Source organism: Methylobacterium sp. P3_A11, assembly GCF_056403155.1.
This window is the reverse complement of sequence record NZ_JBFUGA010000067.1, coordinates 13,055-31,800: the sequence shown is the minus strand read 5'-3', so window position 1 is coordinate 31,800 and position 18,746 is coordinate 13,055. Positions and strand designations below refer to the sequence as shown.

Genomic DNA, 18,746 nt, shown 5'->3' with positions numbered 1-18,746 from the left:
GAGCGCCCCGTCGGCGGCACCGCGCAGGGCCTCGACCTGGGCCGAGACGCCGGCGCTCGCCCGGCCGGTCTCGGCGGCGATGCGCTCCAGCGCCCCCTGGACCTGTGCGATCCGGCCGGCGAGAGCCTGCTCGATCGCGCCGAGATTGGTGTCGGCCCCGGCCACGAGGTCGGTCAGCGCCGTGTTGGCGGCCTCGATCCGCTGGAGCAGGCTGCCGAGTTCGCGGCCCATCCGGTCGTTGGTCTCGAACAGCTCCGAGAGGGTGCGGCCCGCACCGTCCTCGACGGCGGCGCGCAGCAGCTCGGCCGAGGCCCGCGACTGCACGGCCAGTTCCTCGGTCCGCTCCCGCAGGCTCTCGGCGAGCGGCACGCCGGTCTCGGCGAGCGTCCGCTCGATCGCCTCGGCCCGGTCGGACAGGGCGCGCGACAGGTCCATCATCGGCCCGTCGATGGCGCCGCGCAGGCGTTCGACATGGCCCTCCAGGCTATCGCCGACGGCGCGGCCGCTGCCCTCGACGCTGGCGAGCAGCGCGCCGCCGCGCTCCTCGATGGCGCGCACCAGGGTCTCGGCACTCTCGGCGAGGCGGCGGGACAGGGCCTCGCCGCGGGCATCCACCAGGGCGCCGAGCGCCGTGGCGCGGCGCTCGAACCCGGCCCCGAGGGCCTCGGTGCGGGCGTCGATCAGGCCGGCGAGCGCGGCCTCGCGGCGGCTGAGCGTCTCGGCCAGCGCGGCGTTGTGGGCCTCGACCTGCTCGGCATGGGCGCGGGCCCGCTCGTCGAGGGCGGCGACCAGGGACGCCGTGCGCTCATCCATGAGGCCCGCGAAGGCGTCGTGGCGGTCGTCGAAGGCGGTGGCCAGGGTGTCGGCGCGCTGCGCTACCAGGGTCGCGAACAGCCGCATGCGGCTGTCGATGCGCTGCGTGAAGGCGTCGGCGCGGGCATCGACGCCGCGGGCCAGGGCCTCGCTCTGCGCCTCGACGGCCTGCGCCAGGGCCGCGGTGCGGCCCTCGACCACGCCGTCCAGCTCCCGCAGCCGGGCGTCGAAGGTCTCGACCAGGGCACCGGTGCGACCCTCTACGGCGCCATCGAGGGCGCGCAGGCGGGCGTCGAACGCCTCGACCAGGGCGCCCGTCCGGCCCTCGACGGCACCGTCGAGCGCGCGCAGCCGGGTATCGAAGACCTCCACCAGGGCGCCGGTCCGGTCCTCGGCCGCCGCCACCAGGGCCTGGCCGCGGTCCTCAAGAAGCCCCTCGATGGACGCGCGTGCCTGCTCGAAGGTCGAGCGCAGGGTCTCGATGCGCGCGTCGACCCGCTCGGACACGTCGCGGCCGGTGCCCTCGACCAGGGCGCCGAGGCGGTTCTGCACCCGGTCGAACAGGGTCTGGAGTTCGCCCGTCCGCTCCTTGAGGGTTTCGGCGAGGCGGTTCTCACGCTCCTCGAGCAGGCCGGCGATGGCCGGGTTCACCCCCTCGATGGTCGCCTGGAGCGCCTGGGTGCGGTGCTCGATCGTCCCGGCGATCTGGCGGCCGCGGGTATCCACGAGGCGGTCGATCTCGCCCTGCGCCCGCTCGAACAGGCCCTGGAGGTCGGAGAGGCGGCCGTCGAGCAGGTCCGCCATCTGGGCGGGCGCCGCGTCGAGGGTCGTGCGCAGGCCCTCGGTGCGGGCCGCGATGGCGTCGGCGACTTCCTGGCCGCGTCCTTCGACGAGGTCGCGCAGGCCGGCCTGGGCCTCCTCGAACAGGGTGTGGAGGCGCTGCGTGCGGGCGTCGAGGCTCGCGGCGAGCTGGCGCTCGCGGGTCTCCACCAGAGCCGAGACGGCGGCGGGGGCCTCCTCCAGCACCGCACGCAGCGACTGGATGCGGGCATCGACCGTGGCGGCGAAGCGGCCGCCGCCGCCCTCGACCACGCCGTCGAGGGCCGTATGAGCCTCCTCGAACAGGGTGCGCAGGGTCTGGGCGCGGGCGGCGAGGGTGTCGGCGAGGCGGGTGCCGCGGCCCTCGACCAGAGTCTCGAGATGGCCGAGGCGCTCGTCGAACAGGCCGCCGAGCTGGCGGGTGCGGTCGTCGAGCGCGCCGGTGGCGGAGCCGAACGCGCCCTCCAGGGCGGCGACCAGCGCCTGCCCGCGGCCGTCCAGCGCCGCGTGGATCGGCTCCATGCGGCCGTCGAGGGTGGAGGCCAGGGTGCCGGCGTGCTCGTCCAGCATCACGCGGATCTGGTTGGTCCGGTCGTCCAGCAGGGTGTGGACCGAGCGTACGCCGTCGTCGAGCAGGCCGCTGATGTCGGCGGTGCGGCTCGACAGGGTGTGGCCCAGGCGGCCCTCGCCGGCATCGAGCATCCGCTCGGCATCCGCGATGGTCTGCTGGAGCTTGGCGAGCACGCTCTCGCCGCGCTGGTCGATGAGTTCGGCGAGCGAGGAGCCGCCGCGATCGAGCAGGCGGGCCAGCTCGGTGATCCGGCCGCCGATCGCCCCGAACACGGCGCGGCCCTTCTCGTCGAGCTCGCCCGACATGGTGGCGATGCGCGCGTCGATCAGGTGGCCGAGGCGGTCGGCCCGCTCCGCGAAGGCGGCGTGGACGGCGTCGGTGCGGGCGGTCAGCGCCGCGTCGGCGGTCTCGGTGCGCTCGTCCACCAGACGGACCAGGGACTCCGCACGGTTCGCCAGGGCAGCCTCGAGGCCGCGGGTCGCCTCCTCGATGGTGCCGGTGAGGGCGCGGACGCGCTCGGCCATGGCGCCTTCGAGGCCGCCGGTCCGGTCGGCGATCATCCCCACGAGGTCGCGGGTCCGCCCGGCCAGTTCCTCGTCCACCGCGCGGGTGCGCGCCTCGATGAGGCGGATCGCCTCGAAGGCCTGCACGCCGAAGCTCTCGTCCACGAGGCGGGCGCGCGCGTCAAGGGTCTCGGCGATCGCCTGCAGGCGGCCGATGACGCCGGTGTCGAAATGGACGGCGCTCTCCTCGATCCGGCGGGCGATCTCGCCCGTGTGCCGGGCGATGTCCTGGCCGAGCCCGGAGGTGCGGCCCTCCAGCATTTCCATCAGGCCGCGATGCCCCTCGGTCATGACCCGCGCCATCTCGTCGGTCCGGGCGCGCAGCGCGTCGTCCACGGCGCTGGTGCGGCTGCCGAAATGACCGTCGATCTGGCTGACAAGCGCCGCCACGGCGGCGGCGATCTCGGCGGCGCGTTCCGCGGAGCGCGTCTCCAGGCCCCCGAGATGGGTCTCGATCAGGCTGCCGGCCTCCCGCGCCCGGGCGGCGATCGTCTCGGCGACGGCCTCGCCCTTGCCGGTGAGGAGCCTGTCCATCTCCTCCAGGCGGGCGCCGACCGTCTCGCCGAGGGCGGCGGTGTCGCGGCCGATCCGGTCGGCCAGGATGTCGCCGCGGGCGATGGTCTCCTGCAGGGCGGCGAGGCGGCTGCCCAGCGTCTCGTCGATCGCGCGGACCCGGCCGTCGGCGGTCTCGGCGAAGCTCGCGCCGGTCTGGCTGAGGGTGTCGGCGATGCGGGCGCCCTGGCTCGCCACCGCGAGCACGATGTCGCGGCCGGTGCCGCTGATCCGGGCCTGGGTCTCGTCGGCGTGGCTGGCGAGCAACTGGGCGACGCTCTGGCCGTGCGCGCCGAAGGCCGCTTCCATCTCGCCGATCTGGGCGGCGAGATCGGCCGAGATCGCGCGGGCGGCCTCGGCGAGGCGGCCGGTGGCGTCGCCGGTCCGGGCGGCGAGTTCGCGGTTGAGGTCGTCGAGGGCGGCGCGGACCGCCGAGACGGCGGCCGTGCCGCGGGCGCCGAGTTCGGTGCCGGCGCGGTCCGCGACGTCGCGGAACCGGGTCGTGAGGATCGCGGTCTCGGCCTCGACGGCGCCGGTGACCTCGGCGGAGGCGTTGCGCAGGGTCTCCAGGGCGCCGGCGAGCCGGGCGGCGGCATCCCGCGTCTGCGTCTCGGCGGCGTTGCCCGCCTGATCGGCGGCGGTCCGCAGCGCGGCGGCCGCCTCCTCGGTCCGCGCCGACAGGGCGGCGGCGGAATCCGCGACCCGGCGCTCGAACACCCGAACGGCCTCGAGGGTCCGGGCCTCGACCGCGCCGGTGGCTTCCTCGGTCGTGCCGCGCAGGGCGGCGGTGGCCGCCTCGGCCCCGCGCTGGAGAGCCGCGACCGCCTCGGCGGTGCGGCCGTCGATCTCGCCCGACAGGCCCTCGACGGTGCCCCGCAGCGACTGGACCGCGGAGGAGGCACCCGTCTCGAAACCCTGGCCGAGCGCCGTGAAGGCGGCCTCCAGGCGCGCCGCGACCGTTTCGGTGCGGTGCGCGATGCTGCCGCCGGCCTGCTCGGCCGCCGCCGCCACCCGGGTTTCCAGGTCGGCGGCGCGGACCGTCACGGTCTCGTCCAGGCGCGCCGCGATGCCGTCCATCCGGTCGGCGAGGGAACCGCCGCGCTCGGCGAGAGCCTCGGCGATCCGCTCGGCCGTGCCGAGGAGGTCGTCGCGCACCGCATGGGCGCGGTTCGTCAGGGCCTCGCCGGCGCCGCCGGCCGCCAGTGCCAGGGCGGCCTGGGCGTCGCGTCCGCGATCCTCGATCGTCTCGGCGACCGACAGGCCCGCGCTCTCGATCTCGGCGCGCAGCGCCAGCCCGCGGCCGGCGATGTCCTGGGTAAGGGCCGAACCCGTATCGGCGAAGCGGGCGGTGATCTCGGCCCCCATCGCGCCGAAGCGCTCGGTCAGCTCCGAGCCCCGCGACAGGAAGACGGATTCCAGCCCCGTGACCGAGCGCTCGAAGCTCTCGCGCACCGTGCCGGCCTGATGCGCCAGGGCTTCGCCGACCCGCGTGCCCGTCTCCTCGAGGCTCCGGGTGAGGGTGCCGGCATTCTCGGACAGGCGGTCGGCCAGGGCGCTGCCGACGGCCTGGAAGGCGCCGGTCGCCTCGCCGGCGCGGCTCTCGAAGGCGCGGGTCAGGGTCTCGCCGATCTCCTGGAACCCGCCGCGCACCTCCTGGCTGGTGGCCGCGAGATTGTCGATCAGGTCGCTGCCGCGGGCGGTCATCAGGTTGACCACCCGGTCGCCGGCCTCGCCCAGGGAGGCGGTGATCGCGGCGCCGCGGGTCTCCAGGGCACCGGTCACGCGCTCGCCCGCACCGGTCACCGCGGAGACGATCCGGTCGGAGGCGCCCTCCAGGTCCTGGCTCAGGCTCTGGTGCGACCCGGTGATGGCGCTGCGCACCCGCTCGGCGTTGGTGACGATCGCCTCGCGCTGGGCCACCAGCTCGTCCACGAGGGAGCGGATGCGGATCTCGTTGTCGGAATAGGCCCGCTCCAGGGTGGCGATCTCGCCCCGCACGAGGGTCTCCAGCTCGCCGGCCCGGGCGAGCGCCCGCTCGACGCCGTCGCCCACCGCCGCAACCTCGCGGCGCACGGTCTGCGACATGGTCAGGACCGCGTCGGTGGAGAAGCTCTCGGGCTCGGCGAGACGCACCGCGACCTCGCCGACCGCGCGGGCGACGAGGCGCATTTCCTGGGCGCGCACCGCCAGCATGGCGGCGATCACGAACAGCACCACGGGGCCGAACAGGGCCGCCGCGCCGACGCTCGCCTGCAGGGCCGAGAGCCCCGAGACGACGGCGCGCAGGTCGCCGTCGGATTTCGACCACGCGATCAGCGCCAGGGCGCCGATCCAGACGGCCCCGGCGGCGAGGGCGAAGAGATAGGGCTTGGGCGAGGAGCGCACCCGCAGGGTCTGCTGCAGGATGCCGATGTTGCGCCGGTCGTCGTTGGCCACCAGAGAACGGTCGGGGGGCAGGAGGCCGCCTTCCCGGCGCGGGCGGTCCAGGCCCGGCGGCGGCAGGTCGGAGGCGAGGGGCGGGTCGAGGCGCGGCGGCATGGTCCGCCCGGCGGCATCGAGGCCGCCGTCGAGCAGCGGCTCGGCGTCGCCGACATCGGGCAGGCGCGGCTCGGCGCGGCCATCGGTGCCGGTCGGCGTCAGGGCGTCGAGGTTCAGCGCCTGCTCGATCGCAGAGAGCGCGGCCTCGGCCGGGTCCTTCAGCTTCTTCTCGATCGCCATTCAACGCCTCGTTACACGGGCTCACCGGCACCTGGGGAGGCTGATGCCGGAGACGCAACACCCCGTTTACCATCGAAGATTAGACCCAGGCACCGACTGTCGATACCCGAGCCATCGGCCGGCCCCAGAAAACGTTAACCGAATGGTTACCGAGCCCGCCGCTCGCCGCCTCTTCCATCCTGCCGCAGGGAAGGGGTCCGGCGCGATCCCCGGGCGACGAATCAGCGGTTGAATCGTGTGGATCAGCCCAGCAATCCCCGAAGAACACCGATCCCGGGACCTCACGCATGCAGGCCATCGACCTCGCGGCCCTCGACGCCCAGACCGGCGGGGACGCTGACCTCGCCCGCGAGGTTCTGGCGCTGTTCGCCGGCCAGTGCCGCGCCATCCTGCCCCGTCTCACCGACCCGGCCCTGCCGCCCGATCAGCGCGCCGACCTCGCCCACACCCTGAAGGGCTCGGCCGCGGGCGTCGGGGCCGAGCGGGTCTGGGGCCTGGCGGACGCCGCCGAGCGGCGCCTGCGGGACGGAGGGATGCCACCCCTGGACGACCTCGCCGCGGCGGTCGCGGCGGCGCTGTCCGAGATCGCGGGCGGGCCGGCCTGACAGGCCGCCCGGGCCGGCCCCACGCGATGCGGCGATCGATCCGCGACGGGCGCCTACCGCCGCGCTTGCATTCCGCGGTCTCTGCCGCCAAGCAGGCACGCCGCCCGTCGGACAGATTGCGCCCGACGCGAGCCCGGAGCCCCCAGCATGCCCAAGATCACCTACGTCGACCACGCCGGGACGGAAAGAACCGTCGAAGGCAGCGTCGGCGCGACCGTGATGGAGACGGCTCTGCGCAACAACGTGCCGGGCATCGACGCGGAATGCGGGGGCGCCTGCGCCTGCGCCACCTGCCACGTCTACGTCGCCGACGCGTGGATCGAGGTGGTCGGCAAGGCCCAGGACATGGAGCAGGACATGCTCGATTTCGCCAGCGACGTGCGCGAGAATTCCCGCCTGTCCTGCCAGATCAAGATCACCCCGGACCTCGACGGCCTCGTGGTGACGACGCCGTCCCAGCAGGGCTGAGCCGGCGTCACTTCAAGGCGTTCCCGGCGTCTCCCTCTCAGCCGTCATCGCGAGCGCAGCGAAGCGACCCAGGGTAGCGCAACCTTGATGTGCGCAGCGCCGCTGGATTGCTTCGCTGCGCTCGCGAAGACGGCAGCGGCGGGTCGGAGCGCACCATGCCGTGATGCGGTGACCCTGTCGCTCACCGCACGAGCGCCCGCGCCGCCGCGTCCAGCCCGTCCAGGGTGAGGGGGAACATCCGGCCCGCCACCAGCCGCTGCATCATGCCGATCGACTGGGTGTAGCCCCAGTGGGTCTCGGGCACAGGGTTCAGCCACGCCACCTTGGGGAAATGGTCGAGGAGCCGCTGCATCCAGACGGCGCCGGCCTCTTCGTTCCAGTGCTCGACCGAGCCGCCGGGGGTGGCGATCTCGTAGGGGCTCATCGAGGCGTCGCCCACGAAGACCACCCGGTAGTCGCTGCCGTAGGTGCGGATCACGTCGAGGAGCGGCGTCTTCGCCTCGTGCCGCCGCCGGTTCTCGGTCCAGACCGCCTCGTAGGGACAGTTGTGGAAGTAGTAGTGCGCGAGGTGCTTGAACTCGGAGCGCGCCGCCGAGAACAGCGCCTCGGCCTGCTCGATGTGCCAGTCCATCGAGCCGCCGACGTCCAGGAACAGCAGCACCTTCACGGCATTGCGCCGCTCCGGCCGCAGCTTCACGTCGATGTAGCCCTGGCGGGCGCTCGCGCGGATCGTGCCGTCGAGGTCGAGCTCCTCGGCCGCCCCCGTCCGGGCGAAGCAGCGCAGGCGCCGGAGCGCCAGGCGCATGGTGCGCGCGCCGATCTCCCGGTCGTCGTCGAGATCCTTGAACTCGCGCTTGTCCCAGACCTTCACCGCCCGGAAGTTCCGGTTGCCGTCCTGGCCGATGCGGATCCCCTCGGGATTGTAGCCGTAGGCGCCGAAGGGCGAGGTCCCGCCGGTGCCGATCCATTTCGAGCCGCCCTGGTGGCGCCCCTTCTGCTCGGCGAGGCGCTGCTTCAGGGTCTCGAACAGACTGTCCCAGCCGAGCGCCTTCAACTCCGCCTTCTCGGCCTCGGTCAGGTACTTCTCGGCGAGCTTCCGCAGCCACTCCTCGGGGATGGCCGTGGGCTCCACCGCCGCGCCGAGGCTTTCCAGACCCTTGAACACGGTGCCGAACACCCGGTCGAACCGGTCGAGATGCGCCTCGTCCTTCACGAGCGCCGTCCGCGACAGGAAGTAGAACGCCTCGACGTCGTGCCCGGCGAGGCCCCGGTCGRGGGCGCCGAGCAGCGTCAGGTACTCCTTCAGGGAGACGGGGACCTTGGCGTCCCGGAGGGCCGTGAAGAACTGCAGCAGCATGCCGGGAGAACGCGCCAGCCGCGCGCCCGGGTCAAGCCCGCACGAATCGGTCCGGTCCGCGCCAAGCGGAGCGGGACTTTCACCGGCCGATGTCGAGTCTTCGGCGATGGCCGACAAGATTCAGTGCTGTCGAAGCCGCGGATTCCGGGGGCTGAGCGAGTCTCCGCACGCCGATGGGACTCATAACCTGGGTATAAGTCGTCGAATCTGTTGATATGTGACCGGACAAGCCTCGTGCAGTCACTCAATCGGTCATGGGAATCGCTCAACTCGTCACATCGAGTGTGTGCGGACGCGGCGACGCGGCCCACACCGGGCTAGCGAGGAGACCTGCGATGGCGGTCATCCTGCGGAATCTGACGGAATTCAAGCGGTTTCTCGGGAAGCCGGGGGCGACGATTCAGCTGGTGCGCAACACCTTCATGGATCGCCAGCCGGAAGCGACCCGGGACGCGTATCGCGACAAGGGCATGTACGCCCCGCGGGCGGTGCAGGCCCTGTCGCGCAAGGCCGCGGTCTTCACCCTTCGCGGGTATCCGGGTACGGTCTGGCTGTACTGGGACAAGGGCGCCCGCGGCTGGCGCTTCTCCGGCGACACCGTGACGGTGCCCCTGGTCACCGGCCTCGGGCCAGCCGACGAACTGGTCTACCGCTGCAGCTTCGCCGACGGGTTCGAGCCGGCCCCCCGCAGCCGCGTGGCGCGGCAGGCCAAGCACGAGGATGCGCATCCCGTCCTGATCTGAGCGGCGGAATGCGGACGCATCGCCGGCGCCCACGGCGCGCCGGCGGTCGCAGAGGTCCCTCAATGCCGCTGCCGCTGGAAGACGGCCAACACTTTGAACTCGGTCGGCGTCTGCCCGAAGCGCTCCTTGAAGCGGCGGGAGAAGTGGGCCTGGCTGGCGAACCCGCATTGATACGCGTTGAGCCCGATCGGCACGACGCCGTTGGTCGGATCGGCGAGCTTGGCGCGCGCCAGTTGCAGACGGCGCTCCCACATCCAGTCCATGAGCGCGACGTTCTCCGCGCTGGCCACTTCCTGAATCCGGCGGACCGAGATGTTGAGGGCGGCCGCGACATCGTTGATCGAAAGGCCCTCGACGCCGATGTGCTCGGTGATGAAGGCCTGCGCCCGGCACAGGATCGCGGCTCCACTGAGGGACCGGGGCAGATCGACCGCCAGCCGCTCGGCGAAACCCGCCGCGAGGAGTTCGACGGCGACCGAGGCCATGCGCGCCTGACGGGCAGGATCGAGCAGTGCGCCGTGCTCGACGAGGGAATGAAGATACCCCGCGACGATCGGGAAGCTCGTCTGCGCGGTGGTGATCGACGATCCGACGGCGTGGCGGCTCGGTCCAAGAGCCCGGTCCAGGATCGCGCGCGGGATGAGGAAGCTGACAACGTCGAGCCCCTCGGGGTGAGCCCCCACGTAGGGCTGGGCATTGTCGATGAGCGAGATGCCGCCCGAAACGGCCTCTTGGTAGCGGCCTTGCGCGAAGTTCCAGGTCCGCCGCGATCCGAGGATGATGTTGTAATCATCCGTATCCGACGACCGGAGATGACTTTTCCGCCGCTCCATAGTGTGGGCGACGCCGGAATAGTGGCACACCTTGATGGTGTCGATCGCGAACATGTCCAGCCCAGCGCGGAAATCTTTCCGCACATAATCGACGAATTCGAATAGGCCGACGGCGTTTCGGCAGGCATGTTCCCAGTATTCGAAGCTGGCATGCCGCGGCACGTCGTCGGTGCTCATGCTGAAGGTCGCGTGCCGAGCGATGATGCGGTCGTGTTTGCCGCCGTGATCCCATTCCTGCCTGTCGCCCATCGCCGCCTACCCGAGCCCCGGCTGCCCGGTCTCCCGCTGACCGGTTCGATATTGGCAGCTGACGTACCCCTAGAATCGAATAGCCCTTCTCATCAAAGTGCAAATCTCGCCCTCAAATCAATATAAATACAATCGATCGGAACAACGCATCGATTGTATTTGCTGAACCGCGTCGGCCGCCCCCGATCGAATTCCAGCATCAGATCCCTGCAAGATGAATTCCGTCATCGAATATAATACTAAACGGACAAACCAGATATCACGCAGATGTGATCAGACGTAGTGCGTCACCCGCGCGCGGCGGCGGCAGGCCGGCCGGCGCTGGGGCCGCTGAGGGATTTGGAATCCGACCGACAGGGGTGCAGCGTTGATCACGGCCCCGGCCGGCAGGCCCTTCGCGCAGGAGAAGACATCGCTCTTCCGCGGGCCGCGCCCGAATTGCCTTTTCGATCGCGGGACCGCCCGGACAGCCTCGAGGCCGTCCGCTAGGCGGGATCTGAACGACGCGGGGACGGTCGGGTCGGCCCCGCGCGCGATCGCGCCGCTCCTGCCGGGCCGCGAACCATCGCGGCCGCGCGCGTCGCGGCGCTCCGGCGGCGACCGCGGAAGGCCGCCCTCACGCCTCCTGGCCGGCCGCCTCCTGCCGCTCGGGCTCCCGCTTGGCGGGGGGCTTGGCCAGGGCCTTGCCGACGGTCCGGCGCGCCCGGAAGATCGGCTTCGCCTCGTTCTCGCGCTTCTTCAGCAGGGCGCGGTACTCGTCCCGGCGCTCGTGGATCGAGGCGATGACGAGYCCCATCGGGACGCCGACATCCACCAGCACCGCCTCCGACAGTTGCAGCGAGGCCTCGATCGTCTCCGGGACCGCGTCGTCGACGCCGAGTTCGTAGAGCGATGAGGCGTGGCGGGCGTCGCGCGCGCGGGCGACGATGGTCAGGTCCGGGCGCTCGGCACGGGCGGCCGTCACCGCCGCCTCGACGGCGCGCGGGTTGTCCAGGGTGACCACCAGAGCCCGGGCCGTGGCGATGTCGCAGCGGCGCAGGATCTCGGTGTTGCCGCTGTCGCCGAAATAGACCGGCGCCCCGGAGCGCCGCTGCTCGGCGACCCGGGCCGCGTCGGAATCCAGGGCGATGTACGGAATCTTGTGCCGCTCCAGCATCTCGCCGACCTGGCGGCCGACCCGGCCGAAGCCCGCGACGATCACCCGGTTCTCCAACCGCTCCGGCAGCGGCTCGGCCTTGGTGGCCGCCTGGGCGTGGGCGGTGGCGCGCAGCTTGAGCCGCCGGCCGATCGCGGCCAGCGCCGGGATCATGATCATCGTGACGGTGGTCACCACCAGGGCGGCGGCCCCGACCTCCTCGGGCACCAGCCCGGTGGCCATGGCGCCGCCGATCAGCACGTAGGCGAATTCGCCGCCCGGCCCGAGCAGCAGCGCCGTCTCCAGGGCCACGGGCCGGGGGATCTTCAGGACGGGGGCCGCCATCATCACCACGGCGGCCTTGATCAGGACCAGGGCCAGGGACAGGCCGAGGATCGCGCCGGGGCTCGCCATGAGCTGGGCCGGATCGAGGTTCATGCCCACCGAGACGAAGAACACGCCGAGCAGCAGGCCCTTGAACGGGTCGATCGTCGCCTCGATCGCCCGCCGGTACTCGGTCTCGGCGAGGAGCAGGCCGGCCACGAAGGCGCCGAGCGTCATCGACAGGCCGCTCGCCGCCGCGGTCAGCGCCGTGCCGACGATGACCAGCAGGCAGGCGGCCATGAACAGCTCGGTGGAGCGCGTGCGCGCCACCAGCTGGAACAGCGGGCGCAGGGCGAGGCGGCCCGCGACCACGATCAGGACCAGCGCGATGGCGGCCTGGCCGAGCGCCATGGCCAGCGCCCAGCCCTTGTCGCCGCCGTCGTCGCGGCCGAGCACCGCGATGGCGAACAGGACCGGCGCCACCGCCAGATCCTGGAACAGCAGGACCGCGAAGCTGGTCCGGCCGGTGGGCGCGTTGAGCCGCTTCTGCTCGGCCAGCACCGGCAGCACCACGGCGGTGGACGACAGGGCGAGGCCGATGCCGACGATCGCCGCGCCGGTGAGCGGCACGCTGAGCCCGTACAGGATCGCCCCGAGGATCAGCGCGGAGCAGCCGACCTGCAGGGACCCGAGGCCGAAGACCAGCCGGCGCAGCACCCGCAGGCGCTCCCAGGACAGCTCGATCCCGATCATGAACATCAGGAAGATCACACCGAACTCGGCGAGGTGCGCGATCTCGGCCCGGTTGCCGATGGTGAAGAGGTGCACGTAGGGGTGGGCATCAGCCAGGCGGCCAAGACCGAACGGCCCCAGAAGGGCGCCGGCGCCGATGAAGCCGAGCACCGGCGAGATCCGCAGGCGATGGAACAGCGGCACGACGATGCCCGCCGTGACGAGGAACAGGATCGCTTCCTTGTAGGAGCCGGCGTGGACCTCTGGCATCGGCGGCGGATCGAACCTCGTCTCTCGGGGCTGTGGGGGGCGCCGATCACGGCTTCGCGATCATGGGTCGTCGCTGTGCTGCGGGCAACCGCTTTCAGGCCCGGAACGGGCCGGCGCAGGTGCGCTCCGACACAAGCCGGATACGTCGATCGGGTGAGACATTTACGTCACCCGGGCGATGCCGCGGGCGATCGCGCGGCGGATGTGTCCGGCGGGTGCGTGCAACCCGGCTCAAAATCGGCACAATGCGCCCATACACGCCCGAGTAAACCGGGGGTTAAGCTCGGCCCGGCCGGACCCGGGACTGGACCCGATGGATGCGACGAGGCCGATGATCTCCCTCAAATCGATATTCTCCGGCCCGACAGCGCTCCCCAGCCGCGATCTCGACCGCGAGAAGCGCGAGTGGAAGCTCGAATCGGACCGCTGGCGCCACCAGCGCCACGTCGAGAAGGGCTACCGGATCAAGTGGGGCTACGTGGCGATCGCGTACCTCGTCGAGTTCATGGTGATCGGCGCCTCGCTCTGGGGCGCGTGGCTGTTCGCGGGCGTCTACAGCGACGGCGACTGGCACGCCTTCTACTTCATGCTGCTGGCGCCGCTGGTCTACGCCGCCGTCGAGCTGTGCCGCGTGCCGCTCGGCATCCTGGCCCGCACGCAGCGCTCGCACTTCGTGCGCGGCCTCGCCGTGCTCGGCATCATCTTCGCGGCGGGCGTGACCACCAAGTCGGTGTCACAGCTCGGCGAGATGATGTTCCATCCCCGCCTGATGGAGGCGGCCCGGACCAAGACCGCCCTGAAGGACGCCCAGGCCGACCGCGCCACGATCGGCGACCGGATCAAGGCGGCGGACGAGCGCGTGGCCCAGTACACGTCCGAACTCGACCAGATCGAGAAGCGCTCCGCCGACAACGCCCAGCAGCTCGCCGGTCTGCCGGCCCAGCGCTGCGAGCGGGTGTTCGGCACCAACAGCAAGGGCCGGAAGTACCAGAACCTGAAATGCGTGGCCGACCCCCGCGTCGCCGCCCTGTCCCAGGGCGTCGCCAAGGCGTCGGCCGACCGCGCCGGGATGATCAAGGACCTGGAGGAGGCCCGCAAGGCGCGCGCCGCCCTCGATCCCGGCGCCGCCGACCGGCGCGTGGCCGATGCCGAGCAGGGCTACCGCAACGCGGTCAACCGCTCGCAGCTCCACTCCTTCACCGCCATGGTCTACGGCGTCGACCCGATCGACGTGACCGAGAGCCAGGTCCACGCCTTCCTGCGGATCTTCGTGTTCCTGCCCGCGGTCTGCGCGGCCTTCGCGTCGACGATCCTGGCGCTCTGCGCGGTCTCGACCCGCCGGACCTTCATGGACGAGGACGACCTCGGCGCCGCCGTGAACCCGGAGGCGGCCCCCTACATGCTCGACGCGATCGCCGACGCCCTGCGCTCGAACCCCGAGCCGATGCTGCCGCGGGCCGCCAACGCGTCGGGCGCGGTGATCCCGATGAACCGCCCGGCCCAGGGCCAGCAGGCGCTGCCGAACCAGACCCATCCGGGCTCGACCCTCCCTGCCGCTGGAGCCGGCGCATGAACTACGTCGCGAGCGGGACCCCCGAGAACATCGCCCTCGCCCAGCAGGTGAATTCCCGCCTGCGGGCGGATTCGAGCTACGTCGCCGCCCGGGCCTTCCTGTTCCGGGCTCTGGGCTTCGGCGCCTTCGCGTGCCTCGCCGGCATCGGCATCGGGGCGGCGGCCTATGGCTGGGCGACCTTGAACCGGTTCGACACCGCCGCCGAGAAGATCGCCGCCGCCATGCAGGCCGCGCTCTCGGACGTGACGCTGAAGACCAAGGGCGAGGTCACGCTGACCGACAACACCCTCAAGCTCGAGGGCCTGCCCAAGGTCGCCGCCGCCTCGCCGACCCCCACCAAGGCGCAGCTCGGCAGCGACGCGGCCCCGGCCTCGAAGGCGACGGTGAACACCACCTTCACGGTGTTCAAGCAGGTTCCTTACCTCGACGGGCAGATCGTGACCGGCTGGAACTTCAAGGACAGCGCCGATCAGCCCTACCAGCAATACTGCTACTTCTCCCGCCGCACAGCCGAGGCGAAGGGTCAGGTCGAGATCAAGATCGACCTCGCCATGGACGGCAAGACCCTGCCGCAGCCGCAGAAGTCGGACGTGAACCTCGAGATCCTGGCCCGGAACTGCGTCTGGCACGAGAAGGGCTGACGCTGGCTCCCCCTGAGGCTCCGCCGTCCCGTCCTTGCGAGCGAAGCGAAGCAATCCAGGGCGCCGCGACGCCTCCGGACGTCCCGCTGCTCTGGGTCACTTCGCTTCGCTCGTGATGACGGCGCGGACCATTCGGCGGGCGCATCAGCCGGAGCCGACTGGGTCGATCAGACAGGGACGGCGCTTGCGGGCCGCCCGCGCCCCGCGTTACCCGTCGGCCCGAGTCCACCTCTCCGAGACCATGATGCGCTTTTCCGGAACCGAGACCTACGTCGCGACCCCCGACCTCACCGCGGCGGTCAACGCCGCCGTGGTCCTGGAACGGCCGCTCCTCGTGAAAGGCGAGCCCGGCACCGGCAAGACCGTGCTGGCCGAGGAGATCGCCAAGGGGCTCGGCGCGCCGCTGATCGTCTGGAACATCAAGTCGACCACGAAGGCGCAGCAGGGGCTCTATGAATACGACGCGGTCTCGCGCCTGCGCGACTCGCAGCTCGGCGACAAGCGGGTCTCGGACATCTCCAACTACATCCGGCGCGGCAAGCTCTGGGAGGCCTTTACCGCGCCCGAGCGCCCGGTCCTGCTCATCGACGAGATCGACAAGGCCGACATCGAGTTCCCCAACGACCTGCTGACCGAACTCGACCGGATGGAGTTCCACGTCTACGAGACCGGCGAGACCGTGAAGGCCGTGCGCCGGCCGGTGGTGATCATCACGTCGAACAACGAGAAGGAGCTGCCGGACGCGTTCCTGCGCCGCTGCTTCTTCCACTACATCAAGTTCCCCGACGCCGAGACGCTGCAGCGCATCGTCGACGTCCACTATCCGGCCATCAAGCACCGCCTCGTCGAGGAGGCCCTGCGGACCTTCCTGGCGATGCGCGAGGTGCCGGGCCTCAAGAAGAAGCCCTCGACCTCGGAGCTGCTCGACTGGCTGAAGCTCCTCGTCTCCGAGGACATCGCCCCCGAGACCCTGCGCGAGCAGGACGGCCGCAAGCTGATCCCGCCGCTGCACGGGGCGCTCCTCAAGAACGAGCAGGATGTCAGCCTGTTCGAGAAGCTGGCCTTCATGATGCGCCGGGACCAGCGCGGCGGCTGAGCGACGGAAGCAAGACCCGAGGACTCCCGCGAGAGGAGCCCGGGGCAGGGATAGGGAGCGTGCGGCATGGGCGAGATCGCGGTCGTCGGCGGCGGATTGATGGGGCACGGCATCGCCCTGGTGCTGGCGCTCGGCGGGCACGGCGTGCGGATCACCGACACGCAACCGGAAACCCGCGCGCGGGTGCCCGCCCTCATGGACTCGGCCCTCGCGACCCTGCGGGAGGCCGGCGCCGCCCCCGAAGGCTGGGATTCCGACCGGCTGGCGCGCGCCGTCCGGGTCGAGGCGGAACTCGAGGCCGCGGTGGACGGCGCGGGCCTCGTGATCGATGCGATCACCGAGAACCCAGAGGCCAAGCGCGCGCTCTTCGCCGAGCTCGACCGGCTCTGCGCGGCCGACGCGATCCTCGCCAGCAACACCAGCTACCTCGACGTCTTCCCGCTGATCCCGGAGCGCCGGCAGGCGCGGGCGCTGATCCTGCACTGGTACACGCCGCCCTACATCGTCGACCTCGTCGACGTGGTGCCGGGACCCGGGACGGATCCGGCGGTGGTCGCCGCCATGGCCGAGTTCGTGCGCGGCCTGGGCCAGGTCCCGATCGTGCTGAAGCGCTTCATCCCGGGCTACGTCGCCAACCGCATCCAGCAGGCGATCAGCGCCGAGGTGTTCCGCCTCCTCGACGAGGGCGTCGCCGCGCCGAAGGACATCGACGACGCGATCATCCACGGGCTCTCCTTACGCATCCCGATCCTCGGCCACCTCGCCAAGGCGGATTTCACCGGCCTGGAGCTGACCCAGCGGGCGCTGGCCAACGGTAGCTACGCGCCGCCGCCCCCGCGGACCCGCTCAGAGACCCTCGACGCCCTCTGCGCCGAGGGCCGGACCGGGGTGATGGCCGGCAAGGGCTATTTCGACTGGGGCGGGCGGCCGCCGGAAGAGCTGTTCCGCGAGCGCGACCGCAAGCTCCTGGCGCTCAAGGCGGCGATGGCCGGGATCGGCCGGATGGAGGGATCATGATCGCAGCGGATCTGTCGGGACGGCGCGTCCTCGTCACCGGGGCCTCGTCGGGCATCGGGCTGGCGACGGTGGAGATCTTCGCCCGCAACGGCGCCATGGTGGCGCTGAACCACCTGCCCGACGATGCCCGCGGCCCCGACGAGGCCGCCCGGCTCGCCGGAGCCGGATTCTCGGTGATCGCGCTGCCCGGCGACGTGTCGCGGGCGGGCGAGGCCGAGGCGATGGTGGCGGCCGGGATCGACCGGCTCGGCGGCCTCGACGTGCTCGTCAACAATGCCGGGACGTCGGGCACGACCACACCGATCGCCTTCGAGGACCTCGACGCGATGACCGAGGACTTTTGGCAGACGATCCTGGCGACGAACCTCCTCGGGCCGTTCCGCTGCGCCCGGGCCGCGGCCGCGACCCTCAAGGCGAGCCGCGGCGCCATCGTCAACACCGCCTCGGTGGCCGGGCTCGGCCGGCGCGGCTCGTCGGTGGCTTACTCGGCCAGCAAGGCCGGGCTGATCAACCTGACCCGCAGCCTCGCCCGGGCGCTGGCGCCCGACGTGCGGGTCAACGCGGTGGCGCCGGGCCTCGTCGCCACGCCCTGGACCGAGCCCTGGTCGGAGGAGCGCAAGGCCTCGACCGTGGGGCGCACCATGCTCGGCCGCATGTCCCGGCCGGAGGACATCGCCGAGACGATCTTCTTCCTGGGCGCGGGCGCCGCCTACATCACCGGCGAGACCCTCACGGTCGACGGCGGGGCCATCTGAGCCCGGGGAGGACACACATGTCGAGCACCACCGTCATCACCTGCGCCCTCACGGGCTCCTTCGACACGCCGCGGAAGAACCCGGCGGTGCCGGTGAGCCCGAAGGCCATCGCGCAGTCGGCCCTCGAGGCCGCCGCCGCGGGGGCGGCCGTGGTCCACATCCACGTCCGCGATCCCGAGACCGCCGCCCCCAGCATGGAACTCGCCCATTACCGCGAGGTGGTGGAGCGGATCCGCGACCAGAACGACAGCGTGATCCTCAACCTGACCACGGGGGCAGGGGGCCGGTTCGTGCCCGGCGACCCCGACCCGGCCGTGGCCGGCCCGGGCACCACCTTCGTGGGACCGGAGGCCCGCACCCGGCACGTGGCGGCCCTCAAGCCCGAGATCTGCACCCTCGACGTCGCGACGATGAATTTCGGCGAGCACCTGTTCCTCAACACCCCCGCGCACCTGCGGGCGATGGCCGGTCACATCCGCGACGCGGGCGTGAAGCCCGAGATCGAGGTGTTCGACCTCGGCCAGATCGAGCTGGCCCGGCACCTGATCGCCGAGGGGCACCTGGCGCGGCCGCCGCTGTTCCAGATCTGCCTCGGCATCCCCTGGGGGGCGCCGGCGACGCCGGAGGCCCTGGTGGCGATGCGCGCCCGGCTGCCGGAGGACGCGGTCTGGTCGGCCTTCGGCATCGGCCGTGAGGAGTTCCCGATCCTCGCGGTGGCGGCCGGGATGGGCGGCAACGTCCGGGTCGGGCTGGAGGACAACCTGTACCTGTCCCGCGGCACGCTCGCGCCGAGCAACGCCGCCCTGGTGGAGAAGGCCGTGAGCCTGCTGGCCCACATCGACCGGGAGCCGGCCACGCCCGATCAGGCGCGGGCGATCTTCGGATTGGCGCCGCGGGGCGGTTGAGAGTCCG

Annotated in this window: 13 protein-coding genes; 9 read left to right on the top strand and 4 right to left on the bottom strand. The window is 71.9% G+C overall.

What is annotated here, in order from left to right; translation table 11 throughout:
• On the bottom strand, window positions 1-6,036 hold a 6,036-nt coding region (locus tag AC1DXK_RS20085; protein WP_477298792.1), incomplete at its 3' end, for an apolipoprotein A-IV repeat region-like domain-containing protein.
• Between the two features lie 287 nt (window positions 6,037-6,323).
• Between AC1DXK_RS20085 and AC1DXK_RS20080 the strand changes: the two genes are divergently transcribed.
• Together AC1DXK_RS20080 and AC1DXK_RS20075 are read left to right on the top strand one after the other, a co-directional pair.
• Window positions 6,324-6,641 (top strand): Hpt domain-containing protein, encoded by a 318-nt coding sequence (locus AC1DXK_RS20080; RefSeq protein ID WP_457106501.1) that lies wholly within the window; start codon window positions 6,324-6,326, stop codon window positions 6,639-6,641.
• A 147-nt stretch (window positions 6,642-6,788) separates the two neighbouring features.
• Window positions 6,789-7,109: a 2Fe-2S iron-sulfur cluster-binding protein gene (locus AC1DXK_RS20075; RefSeq protein ID WP_457106500.1), complete on the top strand. Its 321-nt coding sequence runs from the start codon at window positions 6,789-6,791 to the stop codon at window positions 7,107-7,109.
• A gap of 181 nt (window positions 7,110-7,290) precedes the next feature.
• On the opposite strand, the gene AC1DXK_RS20070 is transcribed toward AC1DXK_RS20075, so the two are convergent.
• On the bottom strand, window positions 7,291-8,466 hold the full coding sequence (locus tag AC1DXK_RS20070) for a vWA domain-containing protein (protein ID WP_477298790.1): 1,176 nt from the start codon (window positions 8,464-8,466) through the stop codon (window positions 7,291-7,293).
• Window positions 8,467-8,801: 335 nt separating this feature from the next.
• Between AC1DXK_RS20070 and AC1DXK_RS20065 the strand changes: the two genes are divergently transcribed.
• Window positions 8,802-9,209 (top strand): hypothetical protein, encoded by a 408-nt coding sequence (locus AC1DXK_RS20065; RefSeq protein ID WP_457106498.1) that lies wholly within the window; start codon window positions 8,802-8,804, stop codon window positions 9,207-9,209.
• Between the two features lie 59 nt (window positions 9,210-9,268).
• Here the strand turns inward: AC1DXK_RS20065 and AC1DXK_RS20060 are convergent, their stop codons facing one another.
• Together AC1DXK_RS20060 and AC1DXK_RS20055 are read right to left on the bottom strand one after the other, a co-directional pair.
• On the bottom strand, window positions 9,269-10,291 hold the full coding sequence (locus tag AC1DXK_RS20060; protein ID WP_477298788.1) for a helix-turn-helix domain-containing protein: 1,023 nt from the start codon (window positions 10,289-10,291) through the stop codon (window positions 9,269-9,271).
• Window positions 10,292-10,907: 616 nt separating this feature from the next.
• Entirely contained in the window at window positions 10,908-12,752 is a 1,845-nt protein-coding gene (locus tag AC1DXK_RS20055) for a cation:proton antiporter domain-containing protein (protein WP_457106496.1), read from the bottom strand.
• A 313-nt stretch (window positions 12,753-13,065) separates the two neighbouring features.
• Between AC1DXK_RS20055 and AC1DXK_RS20050 the strand changes: the two genes are divergently transcribed.
• The 6 genes from AC1DXK_RS20050 to AC1DXK_RS20025 all read left to right on the top strand — a co-directional run bounded on the left by AC1DXK_RS20050 (window position 13,066) and on the right by AC1DXK_RS20025 (window position 18,739).
• Window positions 13,066-14,325 (top strand): ATPase, encoded by a 1,260-nt coding sequence (locus AC1DXK_RS20050; RefSeq protein ID WP_457106495.1) that lies wholly within the window; start codon window positions 13,066-13,068, stop codon window positions 14,323-14,325.
• A complete protein-coding gene (locus tag AC1DXK_RS20045) occupies window positions 14,322-14,966 on the top strand; it encodes a hypothetical protein (RefSeq protein ID WP_457106494.1) in 645 nt (214 codons plus the stop codon). Before AC1DXK_RS20050 ends, AC1DXK_RS20045 begins: the two co-directional genes overlap by 4 nt.
• A 244-nt stretch (window positions 14,967-15,210) precedes the next feature.
• Entirely contained in the window at window positions 15,211-16,062 is an 852-nt protein-coding gene (locus AC1DXK_RS20040; protein ID WP_457106512.1) for an AAA family ATPase, read from the top strand.
• Window positions 16,063-16,128: 66 nt separating this feature from the next.
• Window positions 16,129-17,079, top strand: a complete 951-nt coding sequence (locus AC1DXK_RS20035; protein WP_457106493.1) for a 3-hydroxyacyl-CoA dehydrogenase family protein — start codon at window positions 16,129-16,131, stop codon at window positions 17,077-17,079.
• On the top strand, window positions 17,076-17,834 hold the full coding sequence (locus tag AC1DXK_RS20030) for an SDR family NAD(P)-dependent oxidoreductase (RefSeq protein ID WP_457106492.1): 759 nt from the start codon (window positions 17,076-17,078) through the stop codon (window positions 17,832-17,834). The genes AC1DXK_RS20035 and AC1DXK_RS20030 overlap by 4 nt, the downstream gene beginning before the upstream one ends.
• 17 nt (window positions 17,835-17,851) lie before the next feature.
• Window positions 17,852-18,739, top strand: a complete 888-nt coding sequence (locus AC1DXK_RS20025; protein ID WP_457106491.1) for a beta-keto acid cleavage family enzyme — start codon at window positions 17,852-17,854, stop codon at window positions 18,737-18,739.
• Window positions 18,740-18,746: the final 7 nt, after the last annotated feature.